Here is a 21,357-nt window from a genome sequence, read left to right as displayed (position 1 = left end):
GGGCAAACTTACAAAAAGCTGACTACAGGAGTCATCATGGCCGAAATGCGTACCGAGGAAGAACAGATTCAGGCGATCAAGGACTGGTGGAAGAAGAACGGCAGTTCCCTACTGATCGGTATCGGTGCTGCGCTGGCGATCGTGTTTGGCTGGCAGGCCTGGCAGAACCATCAGATGCAGCAACGCACTGAAGCCGCCAATCAGTTTGCCAACTTGCTGAACGCATACAGTGACCAGTCCGATGAGAATCGTGGTGAAACGGTAGCGTTCGTTGCCAACAAACTTCAGGAAGAGTACCCGGACAGCGCTTATGCCGCCTACGGAATGCTTATTCTTGCCCGTCAGCAGCTGCATGATGAGGGTGATACCGAGTCCGCCATTGCGTCCCTGGAGTGGGCCAGCGAAAACGTGGAGGACGGCAGTGGTCTGTCTTATATCATTCGCAGTCGTCTGGCCCGGGCACAGTTTGCTGCGGAGCAGTATGACAAAGCGCTGAGCACCCTTGAGAGTGCCGGTACCAATGAGTCTTTCGCCGCCATCTATTCCGAGCTCAGAGGTGACATCCTGCTGGCCAAGGGCGACCGTGACGGTGCTCGCGAAGCCTATCTGGCTGCCAGGGAACAAAGCCAGCAGGGTCGCAGCGGTGTTCTGGAACTGAAGCTGTCTGACCTTGGTGTGCAGGGGGGTGCCTGATGCCCGGCTTGCCTAGTGGGTCATCGCTTGTGCGCCTTGCTACTCTTGCTGCGTTGGTGTTTGTTTTTGCCGGGTGCAGCACCAAAGAGCCGTTTGAAGAACCGGCGCCGGTGCCTGACATAGAGGACACAGTTGAGCTCGAGCCGGTCTGGACCATGCACGTTGGCGACGGACATGTGGATCAGTTTCTTTATCTGGCGCCGCTGAATACGGGCGACTTGCTCTACGCTGCTTCGGCAGACGGTGAGGTATATGCTGTTGAGTCAGGCAATGGAAAGGTTGTCTGGTACAGGGAAGTGGATGCCCAGGTATTCGCCGGCGTTGGTGGTGACCGGGAACAGCTCTATCTGGTGACTCGTGATGCCCGTCTTATGGCCCTGTCCCGAGAAGACGGGGAGGTGCTGTGGGACACGCCGCTTCCAAATGAGGTTCTGGCCACACCGCAGTCCAATGGAACAATCGTTGTCGTTCAGACTACGGACGGCAAGGTGTTGTCATTCGACACGAAGAACGGCGAAAAGGCCTGGCAATACGACAGCGTGGTACCCGTTTTGTCCATGCGGGCGGCAGCTCCGCCATTGGTTGGTAGTGAATTGGTACTGGCCGGTTTTGCCAATGGCAAATTGCTTGGATTGGCTGCGGATAGTGGCCAGCCGGTCTGGCAATATGAGGTGGGCCAGCCGAAAGGGCGCACGGAGCTTGAACGTCTGGTGGATGTGACCAGTCAGCCCCTGATTCTGGAGAACGCGGCACTGGTTGTTGGCTATCAGGGCAAGTTGGCCCTGGTGAATTTGCGCAACGGTGACGAAATCTGGAGCCGCGAGGCATCGAGTCTGCACTCCCCGATGGTCGGCGCCGGTAGCATCTATGTGTCCTCTGCGAATGGAGATATCAGGGCCTTTCGGGGATCTGACCGTCGTGAACTGTGGACCCAGGATCGGTTGTCCTGGCGCCAGACTACCCAGCCGGTTGTCTACGATGACTACCTGCTCGTGGGTGACTTCGAGGGGTACATTCACATAATGTCCCTGGAGGACGGTTCACTGCAGGGACAGCTGGAATTTGACGATGACGGCCTGCGCGTGCCGGCCCAGCGGCTGCGTAACGGTAATCTGCTGGTCTATGGAAATAGCGGTAAGATGACCGTTTTTGAACTCAAGGAACGCGATTGAGCGCGTCCTTCTCCGGGCCCACGAGGGCCCGGTCAATCTTTTGTAGCGAAACTATATGATCCCTGTAATTGCCCTTGTCGGTCGTCCAAACGTTGGTAAATCGACACTTTTCAATCAGATGACGCGGTCCCGGGATGCGCTGGTTGCGGATTTCCCCGGGCTGACCCGTGACCGTAAGTACGGTGAGGGCACCTATGAGGGCCAGCGGTTTATCGTAATCGATACCGGCGGCCTGACCGGGGATGAGGAGGGGCTGGATGCGGAAATGGCGCGCCAGTCCCTTCAGGCAGTTGAGGAAGCGGACATTGTTTTGTTCCTGGTGGACGGCCGAGCCGGCCTGACCAGCGGTGATGAGCTGATTGCCAATAATCTCCGCAAGACCGGCAAGCAGGCGCACCTGGTCGTCAATAAAACCGATGGCCAGGACCCGGACATTGCAGCGGCCGACTTTTACAGCCTGGGATTTGAATCAACGTTTCAGATTGCCGCGTCCCACAACCGTGGCATACGGTCTCTGCTTGAAAGCCTGCTTCCTTCGGAAGAAGATCGGGAAGAGCAGGATCGCGCCGAACGTTATCCGGGTATCCGCATTGGGGTGGTAGGACGTCCGAATGTGGGCAAGTCGACCCTGGTCAACCGCATGCTGGGTGAGGACCGGGTTGTGGTTTACGACATGCCGGGCACCACGCGTGACAGTGTTTATATCCCCTATGAGCGCCAGGGCAGTCAGTACACGCTGATTGATACCGCCGGGGTTCGCCGCCGCAAGAACGTCCGGGAAGTGGTCGAGAAGTTTTCCATTATCAAGACCCTGAAGGCCATTGAGGATGCCCATGTGGTGCTCCTCGTCATCGATGCCCGGGAAGGACTGGTGGACCAGGACCTGCATCTGATCGGGTTTGTGCTGGATGCCGGCCGGTCACTGGTGATTGCAGTGAACAAATGGGATGGTATGGATCCTGAGGAGCGCGCGCGCGTGAAGGAACAGGTTCGGCGTCGGCTCGACTTCCTGGACTATGCGGACAAGCATTATATCTCAGCGCTGCACGGTTCAGGCGTCGGCGTGATGTATGAATCTGTGCAGGCCTGTTACGAATCGGCGATGGCGAAGTGGCCAACCAACCGGCTCACCGCCATCCTTCAGGACGCCATCGCGCAACACCAGCCGCCGATGGTTCAGGGTCGGCGTATCAAGCTGCGTTACGCGCACCAGGGCGGCTCGAATCCACCGGTTATCGTGGTTCATGGTAACCAGACGGATGCACTTCCCGGCTCCTACAAACGCTACCTGGAAAACACCTTCCGCAAGGTGCTAAATGTTACTGGGTCACCGATCCGCTTTGAGTTCCGCTCCAGTGAGAACCCCTTCGCAGGCAAGGTTGATCGCCTGACGCCGCGCCAGAAGGTGAAGAAAGACAACGACCTGAAAGCTGGCCGTCGTCCGAAGAAACAGCGGATGAAGAGCAAGAAACGGTAAAAGACGACGGGGCTGTCAAGCCAGCCCCGCGTTCTCAACCTGCTTTGCCTGAACCGCCGTAATGGCGATGGTAAAGACGATATCCTCCACCAACGCCCCCCGTGACAGGTCATTGACCGGCTTTCTCAGACCCTGAAGCATCGGGCCGATACTCACCACATTTGCACTGCGCTGCACCGCTTTATAAGTGGTATTGCCGGTGTTCAGATCCGGGAAGATAAACACCGTTGCGCGACCGGCTACCTTGCTGTTCGGTGCCTTGCTCTTTGCAACGCTCTCGATGGCCGCCGCATCGTATTGCAACGGACCGTCGATCAGCAGATCCGGACGGCGTTCCCGGGCAATGCGGGTCGCTTCCCTCACTTTCTCCACGTCCTGACCGCTGCCGGATTCTCCGGTACTGTAGCTGATCATCGCCACCACAGGCTCAATACCAAACGCTTCTGCTGACTGGGCACTCTGAATGGCAATGTCTGCCAGCTCCTCGGCGTTCGGGTCGGGGTTGATCGCACAGTCGCCGTAGACCACGACCTGCTGGGGCAACAGCATAAAGAAGACGGACGATACCACTTTGGCTTCGTCGTGAGTCTTGATCAGCTGGAGGGCAGGGCGCACGGTGTTCGCGGTGGTGTGGATGGCGCCTGACACCAACCCATCGGCTTCGTCCATGGCCACCATCATGGTGCCGAGCACGACATTGTCCTCGAGCATGGCTTCAGCCATGTCGGGGGCCAGGCCCTTGTGCTTGCGGAGGTCCACCATCGGTTGAATGTACTGGTCGCGAACCTTGGCGGGATCAATGATCTCGATGTCGTCGGGCAGGGTCAGCCCCCGGGATTGCGCGACGTTCTCTATCTCACCGGGGGCGCCGATCAGGACGCAGTGTGCCAGCCCCCGCTGGTGGCAGATGATCGCCGCCTCGACGGTTCTGGGTTCGTTGCCTTCCGGCAGCACGATGCGCTTCGCCGCGGCTCTCGAGCGCTGGGACAGCAGGTAACGGAAGGCAGGGGGCGAAAGTCGGCTCTGGCGTTGAACCTTCAGGTGTTCCTGGAGCCAGTCGGTATCCACCCGGATAGCGACTGCTTCCATCGCTTTCTCGATGCGATCGGGGTCGTCAATCGGAATGGCCGCTGACAGGTTAGCAAGGCGGTGGGCCGTCTCGTAGGTATTGGTTTCCGTACGGAGCACCGGCAGTCCGGTATCCAGGGCTCGTCGGCACAGGTCGACCACCCGGTCATCGGGCATCAGGCCGCCGGTAAGCATCAGTCCCGCCAGCGGAACCCCGTTAAGTGCCGCCACTGCCGTGGTCACAATGACATCTTCCCGGTCACCGGGCGTCACCATCAGCGTACCCGGTTTCAGGGTATCGATCATGTTCCTGATGGTGCGTGCACATACTGAGACATTCTGGACCCTGCGGGATTGCATCTGGCCCTCGTGCAGCACCGATACCTGCATTTCCCTGGCAATGTCCGACACCCGAACGGCCAGCAGTTCCGGCTGCCAGGGAATGCATGCCAGTAACCGGAATCGCCCTTCGGCGAACACCTTGCAGTCATTCTGGAAATCGATCGGGGTGATGGCTGGCTGTGAATTGACCCGGGGTGTGAAGTCGGATTTTTCAGGTTCCCCCACTTTGTTCAGGATGATGCCGATCACATCGGGATCCGAAGGGTTTGCAAACAGGCGTGACGAGAAATCCAGTTCTTCGTCCAGCTCTTCCGCCGTCGAATTCTTTGGTGTACTCACCAGCACAACTTCCGAACCCAGGTTGCGCGCGAGCTCCACGTTCAGTCGGGCGATGTAGGCTTCGCTCCTGTCCGGTACCAGGCCTTCAATTATGACAACATCAACGGTCGTGGCGACCTTCTGATATTCCCCAACGACGGTCTCCATCAACAGATCAGCCTTGCCCTTGTTCAGTAGCTGTTGCGCTTCCCTGAGGCTCATGGGCGCCGGTGGCTCGAGGTGGCTGCGCGCCCGCACAAAGGCCACCGAGGGATCCTTGCCATCGTTATGGTGGGACTCTCCCTCATGGACCGACTGGCTGAACGGCTTGTAGAAGCCGACGCTGACGCCTACCCGCTCCAAAGCCCTGAGCAGGCCAAGGCAAACGGATGTCAGGCCTGAATCCATAGAGGTCGGCGCTATAAACAGGTTCTTTGCCATACAGATTTCCTTGCAGGTGTTGCGTATTCAACGTTGGCGAATGGCGCCGCTGGTTTGCAGGGCTTCGCTGGCGATGACCCGTTCTTCGTTGGTCGGAATGACCATCACCTTGAAACGGCTGTCCTCCCGGTCGATACGGCCATTCGTTTGCTTACCGTGCTGCTGATTGAGGGAAGGCTCAATGGCGAAACCGGCCAGTTTGAGATGGCTGAGGGTTCTGATCCTGACCATGGCGCTGTTTTCCCCGATCCCACCGGTGAATACCAGGGCGTCCAGCTCACTGAGTGAGGCCATCATCGCACTGATGTACCGTGCCAGGCGAAAGCAGAACACCTCAATGGCCACAAGGGAGGGTTCATGGCCCTGTTCGGCCAGTTCGCTGAGCGTTCTCATGTCATTGGTCTTTTCCGAGAGCCCCAATAAGCCGCTTTCGTTATTGAGAATCCGGTGGAGGTCCTCGGCGCTGATCTCCTTGGTTTTCAGGAAATCGAACAGCCCGGGGTCGATGTCACCACTACGGGTGCCCATTACCAGACCTTCGAGTGGAGTGAGCCCCATACTGGTATCCACACTGCGGCCATCGCGGATGGCAGTGATGCTGCAACCGTTGCCCAGGTGCGCCGAGATGATGGACGTTTCACCCGGTACCTTACCCAGTAGGCGGGCTGCTTCCGTGGCCATGAAGTTGTGACTGGTGCCGTGGAAACCGTACCGGCGAACACCCCAGTCGCGGTAGAACCGGTATGGTACCGCATATAGATAGGCGTGCCGCGGCAGTGTCTGGTGGAAGGCGGTATCGAACACCGCCACCTGAGGGGCCTCAGGGAACAGTTCGGTGGTGGCTTCTATGCCTGTGAGGTTAACCGGGTTGTGAAGCGGGGCCAGGCCTGCGCATTCCTCAATGGCCCGCCGGACGTCATCGTTTATCAGCGCGGCCTCGCGGAAGGTCTCTCCGCCGTGCACCACGCGATGACCAATGGCCACAGGAGGTGAGGTCAGCAGATTGAGATCCCGGAATGTCGATACGATGGCCTGAAAGGCTTCCCGATGTCCGCCTTCGCCTGCTAGTGGAATGTCCCCGGAATAGCCCGGAACGCTGGCGAAAGCATCCTGTTTGCCAAGTCTTTCGGCCAGTGCCGACGTCAGTTGATTGAGGTTAAGATCAAACAGGGCAACTTTCAGGGAAGAGCTGCCACAGTTTACAACAAGTATGGTGTCTGACATGGGTGGGTCCGTTCTGGTACGTGTCAGGCTTTAGCGCGATGATTGGTGCTTAGCCACTTTTCGAATTCTTCTTCCGGCATCGGACGGCTATAGAAATAACCCTGGGAGTAGTCACAACCTTCACGCTGCAGGAAGTGGGTCTGTTCTTCTTCTTCCACCCCCTCGGCGATGACCCTCAACCCGAGGCTGTGGGCCATGTTAATGATGGCCCTGACCAGGGATGCGTCGTCCTGCTCCTTGAGGACATCCTGGACAAAGGATTTGTCAATTTTCAGGGTATCGAAGGGGTAGCTCTTGAGATAGCTCAGGGCGGAGTATCCTGTGCCGAAATCGTCCACCGAAAGTCGGATTCCGGCATGGTCCAGGTGCTTCAGGATCTCTGCGGTTTCAATGGTGTTATCGAGTATCAGTCGCTCTGTGATTTCCAGCTCAAGGCATTCGGCCTCGAGGCCGCTGGCTTCGAGTGCGTTCAGGACAGTGTTGCTGAAGCTTGGGTCACGGAACTGGCGAGGGGATACATTAACCGAGACACCGACTTTGGTGCCAGTGATTTCACGCCATCTCATGGCCTTGTGACAAGCCTCATGGAGCACCCATTCACCAATAGGAATGATCAGCCCGGTTTCTTCGGCCAGCGGGATGAAGCGATCCGGCATAACCATGCCCATGCTGGCATTGTTCCATCGAATCAGTGCCTCCGCGGAGGAAAGGGCGCCAGTGTCTGTCTGGACGATAGGCTGGAAGTAGAGTTCGAATTCGTTCTGCTCCAGTGCGCGGCGCATTCGGGATTCCATCTGCAGCCGGTCGTGAGACACTTCTGTCATCTCGGGGACAAAATGGGAGTAGGAGCTCTTGCCCCGGTGCTTGGCCTGGTACATGGCAGCGTCAGCGTGTTGCAGCAGGGTGCCACTGTTATCCGAGTCGGTCGGGAAAATCGCGATGCCAATACTGGTCGTAACAAAGACTTCCTGATTGCTGAGCAGGTAGGCTGGTTCGAAGGTCTTCAGTATCCGCTCTGCCACCTGGGATGTGGCGTCGGCGCCCGTCAGCCCTGGCAGGATCACCAGAAATTCATCGCCGCCAAGTCGGGCAACCGTGCTGGTGCCACGGAGGCAGCTGGAAATACGGCGGGCCGCCTCGATCAACAGGTTGTCGCCGGCATCGTGCCCCATGGTGTCATTGATATGCTTGAAGTTATCGAGGTCCAGAAACATGACGCCAACCAGTGAATTTTCCCGTCTGGCCTGGGCAAGCGCCAGCTTCAGGCGATCAAGGGCAAGCATCCGGTTTGGCAGACCGGTGAGGATGTCATAGTTGGCCTGGCGTAGCAGTTGCTGCTCGTACCGTTTACGGATGCTGATGTCTTCACCAAGAATGAGATAGCCTGTTGCTTCACCCTTGGAGTTCTTGATGGGCGTTACTATCAGCTGTTCCCAGAAACGCTCGCCATTGCGCCGCACGCTGTTGACTTCCCCTTGCCAGACGCCAACCCGCTGGACCTGAAGACGAATGGATTGCCACATGTGCCGTGTTTCCCTGTGGTCCGTCGTGTTATCGGAGATGGCGCCGGGGTGTTTGCCGATGATGTCTTTGGCGTCATGGCCGGTCAGCTGGGTGAATTTCTGGTTGGCAAATTCAATGCGCCATTGGCGGTCACAGATCAGCACTGACGAGGGGCTCTGCTCAAGGGCCTTGGAGAACTTCCGGATTTGCGCGGCATCCCGTTCCTGGCGGGCGACATCCTCATTCAATCGGTCACGCATCTGGTTAATGGCATCGGTGACCTGAGCCAGCTCGTCCCTGCGGTTCAACGGGGTGTCCGGCCGATCAAGCTTGAGTGGTTCGGCAAGATTGGTCAGTGAAAAATGGCGGGCATAGTTCGCCATGGTGGAAAGGTGGCGGGCCACGAAATACTGGAAAATCCAGATAATAAGAATGGAAACCAGAAATGTTTTGAAGAACTGGGTGATGAGGATAACCCCGACCTTTCGTTTCATTTCGCCGTACACGCGGTCAAGGTCCGCGGTCACGGTCAGTTCTCCGAGCTTGAACATTTCATCCCCCTGGTGGATGAGCTCAAAGCTGTGGGAGGTGGTTCGTGCGTCCGGCGGCACTTTGCCCATGACCAGTTCTGAATCGGGCTCAATGCGGAGTCTCAGGTGGACAATGTCCGGAAGGCTGAGAATACCTTCCATTTGGGTCTGGAGCAGTTTCTGGTCCAATGCCCACAGGCTGCGGGCAAGGCTGGAGGCGTAACCGGTTTCTACCACATTCATGCGGTTGTCGATTCGCAGAAGATCTTTGCTGTAGTCAGAATAGAGTTGTATGGCAGAGGCAATCAGTGTGAACGCAGAGCTGAAGAGAAGTATCCAGGCGAGTAGCCGGAACGACAGGGGAGAGCCCGTTCGAAAACGTTGGAGACGTGTCGACAGTTTCTGCATGTCGTTACTTCAGCCACCCTGACGAGGTATTCGTGGGACGAACGGTTCCTTATCCTGAGGACTATAGCAGCAGTTCGTCTCAAGTGCCTTGTTGATAAAGGAAAACCCTGGAGAAATGTGGTGTGGTTCCGGCTTTTAAAAAGAATGCGTGGTGTCCGTTGGTTTGATTCAGGTCAATAAGGCATCCGCGTGTAACGCGTAATCTGAGGCTAATCAGGTGAAATGATTAAGGGAGATCGGATTATGTATATGGACGCGGTTGTGATTGCCGGGATTTTGACAGTATTGCTGATTTTGGCTTTTTTTGTGGGTGTAGGGATCTTCGTGATGAAGGATGCCAAGCGCCACAGCGGAAAGGGTTTAAAAGGGGGTACTCACCAGTCCGGAAAGACTGTTTAGAGTCGGTAAAAATTGGCGTCCCCTAGGGGGTTCGAACCCCTGTTGCCGCCGTGAAAGGGCGGAGTCCTAGGCCACTAGACGAAGGGGACGCAACGTTCTTACTGACTTGCCTCGTCGAGGTGGCGCGTATATTAAGTAAGGCTTTATTCGCTGTCAAACAGTTTTTCCAAAAAAGTTACATTTTGGCTCCATGCGGGCAATGAATTCATCGGACGCAGTCCTTCAATGCTTCCGTTAAGTCGGGATAGGTAAACTGGAAGTCCTGTTGCATCAGCCGTTGTGGAATGGCCTGTTGTCCGGTTAACAGGAGACGGGACATTTCACCCAGGGCCAGTTTCAGCACCGGTGCGGGCGCCGGGAAAATGGCTGGCCTTTTGAGGACCCTGGCCAGGCAGCGGGTGAAGTCCCGGTTGGTCACTGGATTGGGGCTGACCACATTATAAGGGCCGGTTGCATTCTCAGATTCCAGCATGAAAATCAGTGCCGCAACGACATCGTCCCGGTGAACCCATGGCATGTACTGATCTCCGCTCCCCAGGCGCCCACCGAGGCCGAGGCGGAACGGTAACAGCATGCGTTGGAGGAAGCCGCCCCCAGGACCTGCGACCACGCCGGTTCGGGACAGACAGACCCGGACGCCTTCTGCCTCAAGTTTTACCGCTTCAGCTTCCCAGTCTCTACAGAGACGATGGGTAAACTCGTCGTTTGGAGGGGTGTCTTCGGTAACACGGATGCCTTCCTGGTTGCCGTAGAACCCCACCGCCGATCCTGAAACCAGTACCCCGGGTTTGACGCCCCAGCTTTTGACCACGGACACCAGTTGGCGGGTCAGGCCAATGCGGCTATCCCTCAGCGCCTGTTTGCGCTGGTGGCTCCAGCGTTTGTCCGCGATGCCTTCGCCGGCCAGATTGATGATGCCGTCAAAGCCAGGGTGCCCTTTCAGCAGATCCAGGTTTGAAATCGCCTCCACCCGGCCGCAGGCGGCCCGAACGTCTGTCTCACCCTGGCGGCTGAGCACCGTCAGGCTGTAGCCCTTGGCGATCAGTTTCGGGCACAGCACCTGACCGATGAATCCGGTGCCTCCCGTGACTAGAATACGATGGCTCATTGGATAACTCCCTTATCGCGGTCCCTGAGTGCCGGACCTGTTTATTTCGCCAATCCCTGAGTAACCACATCGCGAATGGCTTCACCAAGTTGGGGATTTTCTCCGATTGGTGGTGCGAGATGGATGGAAATGCCGTGGTTTTCCTCCAGCGACCGGATCATGGCCGGTACATCCTTGCGGAGGTGGCGCCCGGCGGCCAGAAAAAGGGGGACGACGGTAAAGTTACGGACGCCTTCATTCACGCCCTGCTCGACCACCTGTTCCATGGAGGGCGTGGCCAGTTCCATGTAGGCAATACGGGAGCCTGGGACCGAACTGACGGTTGGTGCGGCCAATTGTTCGAAGGTGTCGCACCAGCGCTTGTCGCTGCTGCCGTGTGCAAGAAGAATAATCCGGTGTTCGTCGGGCATGATCTCTCCTGTAAACAGTACTGGCCCCAATGTCATAAAGTGTAGCAGGATAGGGCTCCTGACTGGCGTGGGGGTGTAGCTTTATATGTTCGATTGGAATGACATTCTGGATTTCTGGTTCGGTGAACTTGACGAGGAGGGATTACCTGACCGCTTTCATCGTGATCGGTGGTTCCGCTCTGACCGCAGGTTTGATCAGGAAATCCGTTACCGATTCCTGTCCCTTGTATTGTTTGCCTCCGAGAGTGGCCTTGCGCACTGGAGGAAGCAGGCGGGGGGCGCACTGGCGGAGATCATTTTGCTGGATCAGTTTTCCCGGAATATCTACCGTGGCAGTGCGCTTGCTTACGAGCATGACAAAACCGCAAGAATACTGACCAGGCAGGCCATGAATAAAGGCCAGGATATGATGTTGCCGCCGGTGCAGAGAGCCTTTCTGTATATGCCGCTGCAGCACTCGGAACGCCCTGAGGATCAGGACCTGTCCGTTGAATGCTACGAACAACTGGCTGCGTCCGTCGACGGCATCCTGGGCGAGTTCATGGAGAGCTTTGTGCAGGCAGCACACGATCACCGGGAGATTATTGGCGAGTTTGGCCGCTTTCCCCATCGCAACTCAGCGCTCAAACGTCCTTCCACCCCCGCGGAAGAGGAATATCTGCAGAAGGGGCGTCGTTTCGGTCAATAATGTTTTTTTGGCCGAGCCCCCAAGCACAATTTGTCCGCTAAAAATGTCGACTCCGTCAACGTTTGTGACCCCGATTTCCGTCACCATTTACAAAATGTAACAAAACATCGGGGTAATCCCGCCATGCGACCGGCTCGCGCCGGGCGTCAGGATGACGAAAAAAGGTGGCAACCATGGGGCACGCACCGGTACTGAGTCTATGGAAATCGGGCGAACTTCCCGAGGATCGATCCTTGCGGGAATCGATACACTACAGCGGGCGTAAGGCCGCGCGGGCGAAAAGCGAGTTCCGGCGCCTGCAGATTCTTGAGGCTACCCTGCGCATCGCAGCCCGGGACGGTTTGCGGGGAATCAAACATCGGGCCGTTGCCCGTGAAGCCAGGGTGCCGCTGGCGTCGACGACCTACTATTTCCGCGACATCAACGAGCTGATCAGTGATTCTTTCATGCTGTTTGCGGAAAAGGCCCGGGAGGACCTCAGTCGTTTCTATGACACCATAAATCTGGTACTCGACAACATTCCGGAAGATACGCTTCATCGCGGTGGTCAAGGGCGCCTTGAATTGGCAGGTCGCCTGACGTCGATCACCACGGCGTACCTGACGCAACAGTTCTCCGAACGACGGGAGCAGGTACTGGCAGAACAGGTATTCCTGATGGAATCGCTGCGGGACGAAAGGTTGGCGGACCTGGCGCGGACCTATCGCAGTGCCTGGACAGCCGGCCTGGAGCAGATTCTTCACAGACTCGACTCGCCGGCGCCCGCCAGGGATGCTTCGTTGCTGGTCAACGTGGTGCTTGGCCTTGGATACGATACCTTGTTGAACCGGAGAGTGGCGGACGCAAAAGCCCTGGAGCAGTCGGTTCACAGGATCATTTGCATGATCCTGGGAGTATAGAGGCCGGACGTCGCTGTATGTGGTGATTTGTATAAAAAACGTACGATTTGACGGACCTCCCGATTTTCCCTGTTAGAATACCCGACACTTGAGCTCAGGCGCGGGCCATTTGCCTGCTTTGCTATTTATTGAGCTGATCTGACAGGGTTTATAGAATGTTGAAAAATCGAACTGCTGGTCGTTTGGGTTTCGGTCTTGTGCTGGCAACAGCGCTTTTTCTTCCCTCGCAGGGTACGGCGTCATCCTTCGACAGCGCACTTCTGACCAGACTTTCCAGTGCAGCCCCCAAGCTGAATGTGGAAGTTCTGCAACAGGCATTGAAAGCCTCTTCATGTGCAGTATTGAACGGTGTTGAAATGCCGGAGCGGCTGGCAGTGATTGATTTCTCGCTGCCGTCCAGTGAGGAACGTCTGTGGATTTTCGATCTGGCCAGCGGCCAACTTGTTCTCAGGGATCTGGTTGCCCATGGCAAGAACTCCGGAAACCTGGAGTCCACCGCGTTCTCCAATATTGAGGGAAGCCACCAGTCCAGTATTGGTCTGTTCAAGGCCAGTGAATCCTACCGCGGCAAGCATGGATATTCCCTGCGGCTTGACGGGTTGGAGCCGGGTATCAATGACCTGGCACGACAGCGTGCCATAGTGATTCATGGCGCCGATTACGTTAATGACAACTGGGTTCGTGACTATGGTCGGATCGGACGCAGTCATGGTTGCCCAGCAGTCGACCAGCAAGTGATCCGGCAGGTGGTGGATAACCTGAAAGGCGGCCAGCTGGTATTCAAGTATTATCCGGATCAGAAATGGCTTCAGTCATCCGGGTATCTGAACTGCGAGACTGGCCGGGTTGCGAGCGCCACAAAGAGCGGATTGGATAATAGCTGATCACCCGGAATGATCGGGGTTAAAAAGTTGGCAAAAAGTGGTTGACGCCTGCGAACGAATCCGTAGAATACGCCTCCGTTGTCGGCATCAAGCCTGCAACCACAAGCGGGAATAGCTCAGTTGGTAGAGCACAACCTTGCCAAGGTTGGGGTCGCGAGTTCGAATCTCGTTTCCCGCTCCAGATTCCGGAAACCCGGCCCTTTAAACGGCCGGGTTTCTTCGTTTTCAGGCACTGCATTCCGTCGTTTCCCGGTTTAACTCGGTTATACTCATCCCCCGATCTTCAAGTATCTGCGGCTGCGGGAGGTATTGTGCGAGTCCATTCCCTGTATATCTATCCGGTGAAGTCTCTTGCTGGTATTCCGGTCAGTTCCTTCAATATGGATGATTTCGGACCCAGCCACGATCGGCGCTGGATGATTGTCGATGCTGAGCGGCGATTTGTGACCCAGCGCGACTATCCCATGCTGGCCAGGGTTCATACGGCGCTTGACGGGGATTGTGTTAGGGTGAGCATCCCGGGTGAGGGGGACTACCTGTTGCAGCCGGGCGATGAAGAGGCCCGAGTGCTGGTGTGGCGTGACTGGGTCAAGGCTGTTTACGGCAAGGCAGAGGCCTCCGAAGCCCTGAGCCGGTTCTGCGGAGTTGATTTCCGTTTTGTCTACATGCCGGACACGTCCTTTCGGAGAGTGGACGCCGGTCGGGTGACCGAGGAGCGCAGAGTGAGCTTTGCGGATGGATTTCCGTTCCTGGTTACCAATCTTGCCTCCCTGGAGGAATTGAATGGCCGGCTCGAGACGCCGGTGGAGATGCGTCGCTTCCGCCCCAATATCGTGATTGAAGGGGCTGCGGCCTGGGCCGAAGACGATTGGCAGCAACTGTTGATCGGTGAGCAGATGTTCAATCTGGTTAAGCCCTGTTCCCGGTGTGTTATGACCACGGTTGATCCGGATACCGGTGTGAAAGGGTCGGATCTTCAGCCGTTGCGAACCCTTGGAAAGTATCGCCGCACCATTGATGGGGTCATTTTTGGCATGAACGCCATTCACGAGGCGCATGGCACTGTTCGTGCCGGCGATCCGGTCATCAACAGAAATGCTGATCAGTAACCTGCTTAATAAGGAGTAAAAACACGGTGCCATTGTTATCGCTGGATGCCATTTCCCTGGCTTTTGGGATGCAGCCGCTGCTGGATAAGGCCTCGCTGAATATCGAGGCGGGAGAGCGGGTGTGTCTGCTGGGTCGTAACGGAGAGGGTAAATCCACGCTGCTCAGGATTGTCAGTGGGGAAGTGACACCGGAGGGAGGCATCGTGCGTCTCGATGAAGGAGCGAAGCTGGCAGTATTACCACAGACACTGCCTGCGGAAGACCATCGCACGGCTTATGAGGTCGTTGCCAGCGCGTTCCCGGAAACCGGTGAATTGTTGGCGCGTTTTCACACCCTGTCGCAGCAGGCGGACGAGGCAAGCCTGGATCAGATGATGAAGGTTCAGGAGCGTCTGGAGGCACTGGATGGGTGGCGGCTGGATCAGAAGGTGAATGCCATTCTTGAGCAGTACAGCATTGATCCGGAGCAGACCCTGAATACGCTTTCCGGGGGCTGGCAGCGCCGGGTGTTGCTGGCGAAAGCGCTGGTAGCGGAACCGGAAATCCTGTTGCTGGATGAGCCCACCAACCATCTCGATGTACCCGCGATTGCCTGGCTCGAAGAAGCGCTTGGACAGTTCCGTGGAGCCATTCTGTTTGTCAGCCACGACCGGGCCTTTATCCGCAAGATGGCGACCCGGATTGTGGAGCTGGATCGGGGGAAACTGGTCAGTTTCTCGGCGACTTATGACAAGTACCTGGAGCTGAAAGAGAAAGCCCTCGAGGAAGAGGAGCGCCAGAACGCACTGTTCGACAAGCGTTTGAAGCAGGAGGAGGCCTGGATCAGGCAGGGAATCAAGGCGCGGAGAACCCGCAACATGGGGCGGGTCAGGGCGCTGAAGGCGATGCGTGAGGAGCATCGCCAACGTCGGGTCCGGGGTGGCACTGCCAGCTTTGTTGTGGAGGATGCGGACCGGTCAGGCAAGCTGGTGGTCGAAGCGAAAGAGGCCGGGTTCCACTACCCGGATGGCAGTCCGGTGATCGAAGATATGAACCTGACGATACTTCGCGGCGACAAGATCGGACTGGTGGGCGAGAACGGTACTGGCAAGACCACGCTGGTGAGGCTTCTGCTCGGCAATCTGAAACCCACAGAAGGTTCGATTCGCCTGGGTACGAATCTTGAGGTGGCGTACTTTGATCAGCTTAGGGGCGAGCTGGATCTGGAGCGCAATGCCCTGGATAACCTCTCTGAGGGGCGGGAGTTCATTGAGATCAACGGGCAGAGCAAGCATGTCCTTGGTTATCTCCAGGAGTTCCTGTTCAGCCCTCAGCGCGCCCGATCGCCCGTCAGCGTTTTCTCCGGGGGGGAGAGGGCGCGTTTGTTGCTCGCCAAGCTGTTTAGCAAACCGGCCAATATACTAGTGCTTGATGAGCCAACCAACGATCTGGACGTTGAAACCCTGGAATTGCTTGAAGCCCAGCTGGTGGAGTTCAAGGGCACCGTTATTGTCATCAGTCACGATCGGGAATTCCTGGATAACGTGGTAACGGACACCATCTTCCTGGATGGTTCCGGAGCCGTCAGGGAATATGTCGGTGGCTATAGTGACTGGCGTCGGCAGGGTGGTTTTTTCCCGGCGGAGCGCAAAGCTACTCGTTCAGAGAAACCGGCAAAACCGTCAAAACCGTCAAAACCGGTAGAGTCGAGCCAGCCAAATGTCGCGGCTGTGGCGGAATCCACAAAATCGAAACCCACAAAGCTAAGTTATAAGCTTAAACTGGAGCTTGAGGAATTACCGGCCAAGATTGAATCGCTGGAAGCGGAGGTTGCTGCGCTTCAGGATCGAATCTCGGATCCGGAATTCTATTCAGGCCCGCCGGAGGAAGTCTCGGCTACGCTGGCTGAGTTTTCGACCAGGGAAGCCCAGCTGGAAAAAGTCATCGAGCGGTGGATGGAGTTGGAAGAACAGGCCAATCAATGAACGTTAATTACCTTTTCAGGCTTCAGGATGGGCGGCAGATCGAGTTCAAAGTGACGAACCAGCCCGCCGAGGTGGTTTCACCATTGCCGTCGTGGGCTCGCCTTGAACATTGTCAGTGTTCAAACTGTCCGCTGAAACCGGCGGATTCACCTCATTGCCCTGCCGCGACAGAGATTCTGCCGGTGGTGAATGCCTTCCAGGCAGATGAGGCGTATCAGAAAGTCGATGTAAGTGTCACCGATGAGCGTCGCACCTATTCCAAATCAACGTCACTTGAAGAGGCGTTGCGATCATTGCTGGGGTTGAAGATGGCAACCAGCGGCTGTCCGGTTTTGGGAGAGCTTAAATCAATGGCTGTTAATCACCTGCCGTTTGCCAGTACCGATGAATTCATCATGAGAAGTGTTTCTCATTACCTGCTTCAGCAATATTTTGCCAAGCGTAATCATCAGGAGCCTGACTGGGAACTGCAGGGCCTGGTGGAAAGGAATCAGCGACTGCAGCTGGTCAATCAGGCGCTATGGCAAAGGATACATTCGGTATGTAAAGGAGACAGCAATCTGAAGGCATTGCTGAACTTCTTTTCCATGGCGTCCAGCGTCAGTTTTTCTCTGGAGAGCCAGTTACGAAAGCTTGAAAGCAAGATGGCGGGTGGGGAATAAGTCAAGGCTCAGACTCACCGGCCCGCCTGGAGGGTCCTGGGGCCGGTGAGTGGGGCGGGCGTCAGCGAATCCGGACTGCCAGGACGTCACACTCGGTGCCGTGAAGCACGCCATTGGCGGTTGAGCCCAGCAACAGCTGAAAGCCCTTGCGCCCATGGCTGCCAACAATAATAAGGTCTACCCCCTGTTCTTTAGCCAGCCTGTGTATTTCTGACTCTGGCCTGCCAACCGTTATAACCTGATTGCCGGTGCTCACACCGTATTGTTTGCCATAGGCAGCCAGTTGCTCCCGGGCCGCCTTGTCCAGTTGATCCTGCAATTCTGTGAGATCCATCGGGATGTCACCACCATAGGCATACCCAACGGGCTCCACGACGTGTACCAATAGCAAATCAGCGCCATGGGCCTGACTGATTTCCTGTGCTTTGTTAAGAACCTGTGGGGCCTCCTCGGTCAGATCTATGGCCACCAGCATCTTCTGATACGTCGACATTGCATTGCTCCTTAGCGGACAAGTGGTTCTACAGCGTAACCATCATTTCAGGATAGTCGAAAAACGAATTTTCGGAACTGACAGGCATCAAAAAAGAGGTTAGGGCAGTGGGCTCGGAGCTACGGGGACGGGACGCAGGATGGCGGTCCCGCCCACTCGAATCTCAGGTGTTGTTCTGGAGCAGTGTGATGGTCGTGTCCAGGCCCTGGAGGATGCCTTTGGAGTAGCGATCAATGACGAATGCCACATTGTTTTCGTTGTAATTGATGTAGGAGCCGCGAATAAACTGCCACTTGGAGGTAACATCCTCCAGAGTGCTCTTCAGCTCACCTTTTTTGCCGCCCTTGTTGATTTCGGCCAGCAGTGAGTCAAATCTGAGGGCCTGTTGATCGAGGGATTCCTCTGTTGCAGAGCCCTGGAATGTCTGGGAGACCGAAGAGTATGTCCGGGCGGAATATTTGGCCATCATCTGGGCGAGGGTGATGGCCGCGGATCGGGCGGCTTCCACGCGGGACTTGGTGGCCGTCTCGCTGCTTTCCCGGGAAGTGTCGTAAAGCTCCGTTGCCATTTCGCTCATTGTCAGTGCCTGGTTGGCCATATCGGAAACCAGTCGCAAATCCGGATAGCCGGTGTTTCGCACATCATTGATGTTATCGCGCATCAGACTCTTGAAGGAATCGAACTCACTGTTCAGTTTTCCGATATCTTCATTGCTCAGAACGCCCGCTGTGCTGTCCGCAAGATTGTTCATGGAGGTATTGGCGTTATTAATGTTGCCCACGATCTCATTCAGGGTGTTGCTGTCGCCATTGGCGCTGAAACGATAGTAGGCGTCGAGCGCCAGGTAGTTGCTTACGCGGAACTTGTGCAAGTCGGAAAGGAATCCGTCTGCGGTTTCCGCTCGCGCCGCGAGGGAAGTAAGAGCGAGCAGTACCAGGGCTGCAACGAGTGAGCGGACCCGAAGGCGAGCGTCGGTCATCGGATGGATCTCCGTACGTGTGTTTTATTATTGTGGACTAAAGTCTCGGTCCGAAGGTAAAGTAACTCAGCCAGCCGATCAAGCGGTTTTACGGCCTGTAACCCGGGCAAATGTAAAGTGCTGCCAAATTTGTGTGACGCAGTTCCGGTTTTTGTTAAGACACGGATGTACCGCACTGAAAAACAATAATTTCAATTCATCAGTTTCCCGGTGCCTTCACCTATGCTGAAGACTTTTGCACCGATTCTTCCAGAAACAAATTGACAAATGAGCTGTTTTTTTTCATCGTGTGCCCTCACGATTCAAACGACTGTATGAATTTTGAATCGGTTAATCGGGCAGTGACCGAAATCTCGCTGCATCCGCAGGCGCTTGCCAGTATCTGAAATGGCGAGAGGTCTGCAAGCAGTTCCAAACACAGACTGGAGATCAGTTGATGATTTACGAAGGTAAAGCCATCACGGTTAAAGAGATCGAAGGCGGGATCGCTCAGTTGAACTTTGACTTGCAGGGCGAGTCAGTCAACAAGTTCAACCGTCTCACCATCGAAGAACTGGGCGCCGCAGCTGACGCACTCAAATCCCAGAAGAATCTGAAGGGTCTGGTTGTAACCAGCTCCAAAGACAGTTTTATTGTCGGTGCTGACATCACCGAGTTTACCGAGCTGTTTGCCGGTACCGAAGAAGACCTCGTTGCCAACAACCTGAAGGCCAATGAAGTTTTCAACGCTATTGAAGACCTGCCGTTCCCGACGGTTACCGCCATCAACGGTATCGCACTGGGCGGTGGTTTCGAGATGTGTCTGGCGACCGACTACCGTGTTATGGCTCCGAAAGCCAAGGTAGGTCTGCCGGAAGTCAAGCTGGGTATCTTCCCTGGCTTCGGTGGCACTGTGCGTCTGTCCCGTCTGGTGGGCGTGGATAACGCCATTGAATGGATCAGCGGTGGTACCGAGAACCGTGCGGATGCTGCTCTGAAAATTGGCGCGGTTGATGCCGTTGTTGAAGCTGACAAGTTGGTTGAAGCGGCTGTTACCATTATCAACCAGTGCAACGAAGGCAAGCTGAACAACGAAGCCCGTCGCGAAGAGAAGAAGGGCAAGATCAAGCTCAACGCCATGGAGAGCATGATGGCGTTCGAGATTTCCAAGGCGTTCGTTGCCGGCAAGGCTGGCAAGAACTATCCGGCGCCGGTGGAAGCCATCAAGACCATGCAGAAGCATGCCGGCATGACCCGTGACAAAGCCATCGAGGTGGAAGCCAAAGGTTTCGCCAAAATGGCCAAGACCAATGTTGCGGCCTGCCTGGTTGGTTTGTTCCTGAACGATCAGGCGCTCAAGAAGAAAGCCAGCGCCTGGGAAAAAGAAGCTTCCGACGTGAATCTGGCAGCCGTGCTGGGTGCCGGTATCATGGGCGGTGGCGTGGCTTATCAGTCCGCACTGAAAGGCACACCGATCATCATGAAGGACATCGCCCAGGAGGGTATCGCCCTGGGTCTGAAGGAAGCCAAGAAGCTTCTGTCCAAGCGTGTTGACAAGGGCAAGATGGACGCCGGCAAAATGGCCGACGTACTCAACAGCATTACTCCTACCCTGAACTACGGTGATTTCAAGAACGTAGATCTGGTTGTTGAAGCTGTTGTCGAGAACCCGAAGGTGAAAGACGCGGTTCTGCGTGAGACCGAGGAAATGGTTCGTGATGACGCCATCCTGACCTCCAACACCTCTACGATCTCCATCGACCTTCTGGCCAAGAACCTGAAGCGTCCGGAGAACTTCTGTGGCATGCACTTCTTCAACCCGGTTCACATGATGCCGCTGGTTGAGGTTATCCGTGGCTCGAAGACCAGTGACCGTGCTATCGCGACCACCGTGGCTTACGCCAAGGCCATGGGCAAGACTCCGATCGTGGTTAACGATTGCCCGGGCTTCCTGGTTAACCGTGTTCTGTTCCCGTACTTTGGCGGCTTTGCTGGCCTGCTGCGTGACGGCGCCGACTTCCAGAAAGTCGACAAGGTCATGGAAAAGTTCGGTTGGCCGATGGGTCCCGCGTACCTGCTGGACGTTGTTGGCATGGATACCGCCAAGCACGCCGACGAGGTGATGGCGGAAGGCTTCCCGGATCGCATGAAGTCCGACTTCAAGTCCGGTGTCGAAGTGATGTTCGAGAACGACCGTTACGGACAGAAGAACGACAAGGGCTTCTACAAGTACGAACTGGACCGCAAGGGCAAGCAGAAGAAGGTTGTCGACGAAGAAGTCTACAAGCTGCTTGAGCCGGTTGTTCAGGGTAAGAACGATTTCAGCGACGAAGATATCATCGCCCGCATGATGATTCCTCTGTGTCTGGAAACCGTTCGCTGCCTGGAAGATGGCATTGTCGAGGATCCGGCAGATGCTGATATGGGTCTGATCTTCGGTATCGGCTTCCCGCCGTTCCGTGGTGGTGCCCTGCGCTATATCGACGATATGGGTGTAGACAAGTTCGTCGAACTGGCAGACAAGTTTGCAGACCTTGGTCCTCTGTACCATCCGACCGAGAAGCTGCGTGAAATGGCCAAGACTGGCGAAAAGTTCTTTGCCTAACC

The 21,357-nt window shown here is 56.1% G+C and carries 17 protein-coding genes, 2 tRNA genes and 1 pseudogene; 12 read left to right on the top strand and 8 right to left on the bottom strand.

Translation table 11 applies throughout. The annotated features are described in order from the left end of the window. The first annotated feature begins 36 nt into the window (after positions 1–36). From Q0Y21_RS10385 to der, 3 genes are read left to right on the top strand one after another with little or no spacing between them, the layout of a single operon-like run. Positions 37–693, top strand: a complete 657-nt coding sequence (locus Q0Y21_RS10385) for a tetratricopeptide repeat protein (protein ID WP_297794718.1) — start codon at positions 37–39, stop codon at positions 691–693. Next, complete coding sequence (gene bamB, locus Q0Y21_RS10380) at positions 693–1,865, top strand: outer membrane protein assembly factor BamB (protein WP_297794716.1); 1,173 nt, start codon at positions 693–695, stop codon at positions 1,863–1,865. Before Q0Y21_RS10385 ends, bamB begins: the two co-directional genes overlap by 1 nt. A 55-nt stretch (positions 1,866–1,920) precedes the next feature. Then, positions 1,921–3,342 carry a ribosome biogenesis GTPase Der gene (gene der, locus Q0Y21_RS10375; RefSeq protein ID WP_297794714.1) on the top strand — a complete coding sequence of 474 codons (1,422 nt, stop codon included), beginning with the start codon at positions 1,921–1,923 and terminating at the stop codon, positions 3,340–3,342. A 15-nt stretch (positions 3,343–3,357) separates the two neighbouring features. Here der and pta read toward each other — a convergent pair whose 3' ends face one another. Genes pta through Q0Y21_RS10360 form a run of 3 tightly spaced genes read right to left on the bottom strand, consistent with a single transcriptional unit; the run spans position 3,358 to position 9,176 of the window. Then, complete coding sequence (pta, locus tag Q0Y21_RS10370; protein ID WP_297794711.1) at positions 3,358–5,511, bottom strand: phosphate acetyltransferase; 2,154 nt, start codon at positions 5,509–5,511, stop codon at positions 3,358–3,360. A gap of 27 nt (positions 5,512–5,538) precedes the next feature. After that, on the bottom strand, positions 5,539–6,735 hold the full coding sequence (locus Q0Y21_RS10365; RefSeq protein ID WP_297794708.1) for an acetate kinase: 1,197 nt from the start codon (positions 6,733–6,735) through the stop codon (positions 5,539–5,541). 23 nt (positions 6,736–6,758) lie between these two features. Beyond that, positions 6,759–9,176 carry an EAL domain-containing protein gene (locus Q0Y21_RS10360; protein ID WP_297794706.1) on the bottom strand — a complete coding sequence of 806 codons (2,418 nt, stop codon included), beginning with the start codon at positions 9,174–9,176 and terminating at the stop codon, positions 6,759–6,761. A gap of 243 nt (positions 9,177–9,419) precedes the next feature. Here Q0Y21_RS10360 and ccoM point away from each other — a divergent pair. After that, positions 9,420–9,536, top strand: a pseudogene (gene ccoM / locus Q0Y21_RS10355) (cytochrome c oxidase subunit CcoM); the annotation flags it as partial. Between the two features lie 52 nt (positions 9,537–9,588). Here ccoM and Q0Y21_RS10350 read toward each other — a convergent pair. From Q0Y21_RS10350 to Q0Y21_RS10340, 3 genes are all read right to left on the bottom strand, one after another. Continuing rightward, positions 9,589–9,664: transfer RNA gene (locus tag Q0Y21_RS10350), tRNA-Glu, on the bottom strand. Positions 9,665–9,780: 116 nt separating this feature from the next. Further along, entirely contained in the window at positions 9,781–10,683 is a 903-nt protein-coding gene (locus Q0Y21_RS10345; protein ID WP_297794700.1) for a TIGR01777 family oxidoreductase, read from the bottom strand. 41 nt (positions 10,684–10,724) lie between these two features. Next, positions 10,725–11,093 carry a CbiX/SirB N-terminal domain-containing protein gene (locus tag Q0Y21_RS10340; RefSeq protein WP_297794698.1) on the bottom strand — a complete coding sequence of 123 codons (369 nt, stop codon included), beginning with the start codon at positions 11,091–11,093 and terminating at the stop codon, positions 10,725–10,727. Between the two features lie 85 nt (positions 11,094–11,178). Between Q0Y21_RS10340 and Q0Y21_RS10335 the strand changes: the two genes are divergently transcribed. From Q0Y21_RS10335 to Q0Y21_RS10305, 7 genes are all read left to right on the top strand, one after another. After that, positions 11,179–11,781 (top strand): DUF924 family protein, encoded by a 603-nt coding sequence (locus Q0Y21_RS10335; RefSeq protein WP_297794695.1) that lies wholly within the window; start codon positions 11,179–11,181, stop codon positions 11,779–11,781. A gap of 173 nt (positions 11,782–11,954) precedes the next feature. Beyond that, a complete protein-coding gene (locus Q0Y21_RS10330) occupies positions 11,955–12,680 on the top strand; it encodes a TetR family transcriptional regulator C-terminal domain-containing protein (protein ID WP_297794692.1) in 726 nt (241 codons plus the stop codon). Positions 12,681–12,835: 155 nt separating this feature from the next. After that, positions 12,836–13,564: a murein L,D-transpeptidase catalytic domain family protein gene (locus tag Q0Y21_RS10325; protein ID WP_297794690.1), complete on the top strand. Its 729-nt coding sequence runs from the start codon at positions 12,836–12,838 to the stop codon at positions 13,562–13,564. A gap of 105 nt (positions 13,565–13,669) precedes the next feature. Then, a tRNA-Gly gene (locus Q0Y21_RS10320) sits at positions 13,670–13,745 on the top strand. Positions 13,746–13,875: 130 nt separating this feature from the next. Continuing rightward, the gene (locus tag Q0Y21_RS10315; protein WP_297794687.1) at positions 13,876–14,673 is read left to right on the top strand and encodes an MOSC N-terminal beta barrel domain-containing protein; all 798 of its coding nucleotides are present in this window, start codon (positions 13,876–13,878) and stop codon (positions 14,671–14,673) included. 26 nt (positions 14,674–14,699) lie between these two features. Then, positions 14,700–16,637 (top strand): ATP-binding cassette domain-containing protein, encoded by a 1,938-nt coding sequence (locus tag Q0Y21_RS10310; protein WP_297794684.1) that lies wholly within the window; start codon positions 14,700–14,702, stop codon positions 16,635–16,637. Continuing rightward, a complete protein-coding gene (locus tag Q0Y21_RS10305) occupies positions 16,634–17,299 on the top strand; it encodes a hypothetical protein (protein WP_297794681.1) in 666 nt (221 codons plus the stop codon). Before Q0Y21_RS10310 ends, Q0Y21_RS10305 begins: the two co-directional genes overlap by 4 nt. Positions 17,300–17,360: 61 nt before the next feature. Here Q0Y21_RS10305 and Q0Y21_RS10300 read toward each other — a convergent pair whose 3' ends face one another. Continuing rightward, on the bottom strand, positions 17,361–17,792 hold the full coding sequence (locus Q0Y21_RS10300) for a universal stress protein (RefSeq protein ID WP_297794679.1): 432 nt from the start codon (positions 17,790–17,792) through the stop codon (positions 17,361–17,363). A gap of 163 nt (positions 17,793–17,955) precedes the next feature. Then, positions 17,956–18,771 carry a hypothetical protein gene (locus tag Q0Y21_RS10295; RefSeq protein WP_297794676.1) on the bottom strand — a complete coding sequence of 272 codons (816 nt, stop codon included), beginning with the start codon at positions 18,769–18,771 and terminating at the stop codon, positions 17,956–17,958. 436 nt (positions 18,772–19,207) lie between these two features. Between Q0Y21_RS10295 and fadB the strand changes: the two genes are divergently transcribed. Beyond that, the gene (gene fadB / locus Q0Y21_RS10290; protein WP_297794674.1) at positions 19,208–21,355 is read left to right on the top strand and encodes a fatty acid oxidation complex subunit alpha FadB; all 2,148 of its coding nucleotides are present in this window, start codon (positions 19,208–19,210) and stop codon (positions 21,353–21,355) included. The last annotated feature ends 2 nt before the right edge of the window (positions 21,356–21,357 follow it).

It is taken from the genome of uncultured Marinobacter sp. (assembly GCF_947259545.1).
Lineage (GTDB): Bacteria > Pseudomonadota > Gammaproteobacteria > Pseudomonadales > Oleiphilaceae > Marinobacter.
The sequence above is the reverse complement of the archived record's forward strand: the minus strand, read 5'-3'. Positions and strand labels throughout refer to the sequence as shown.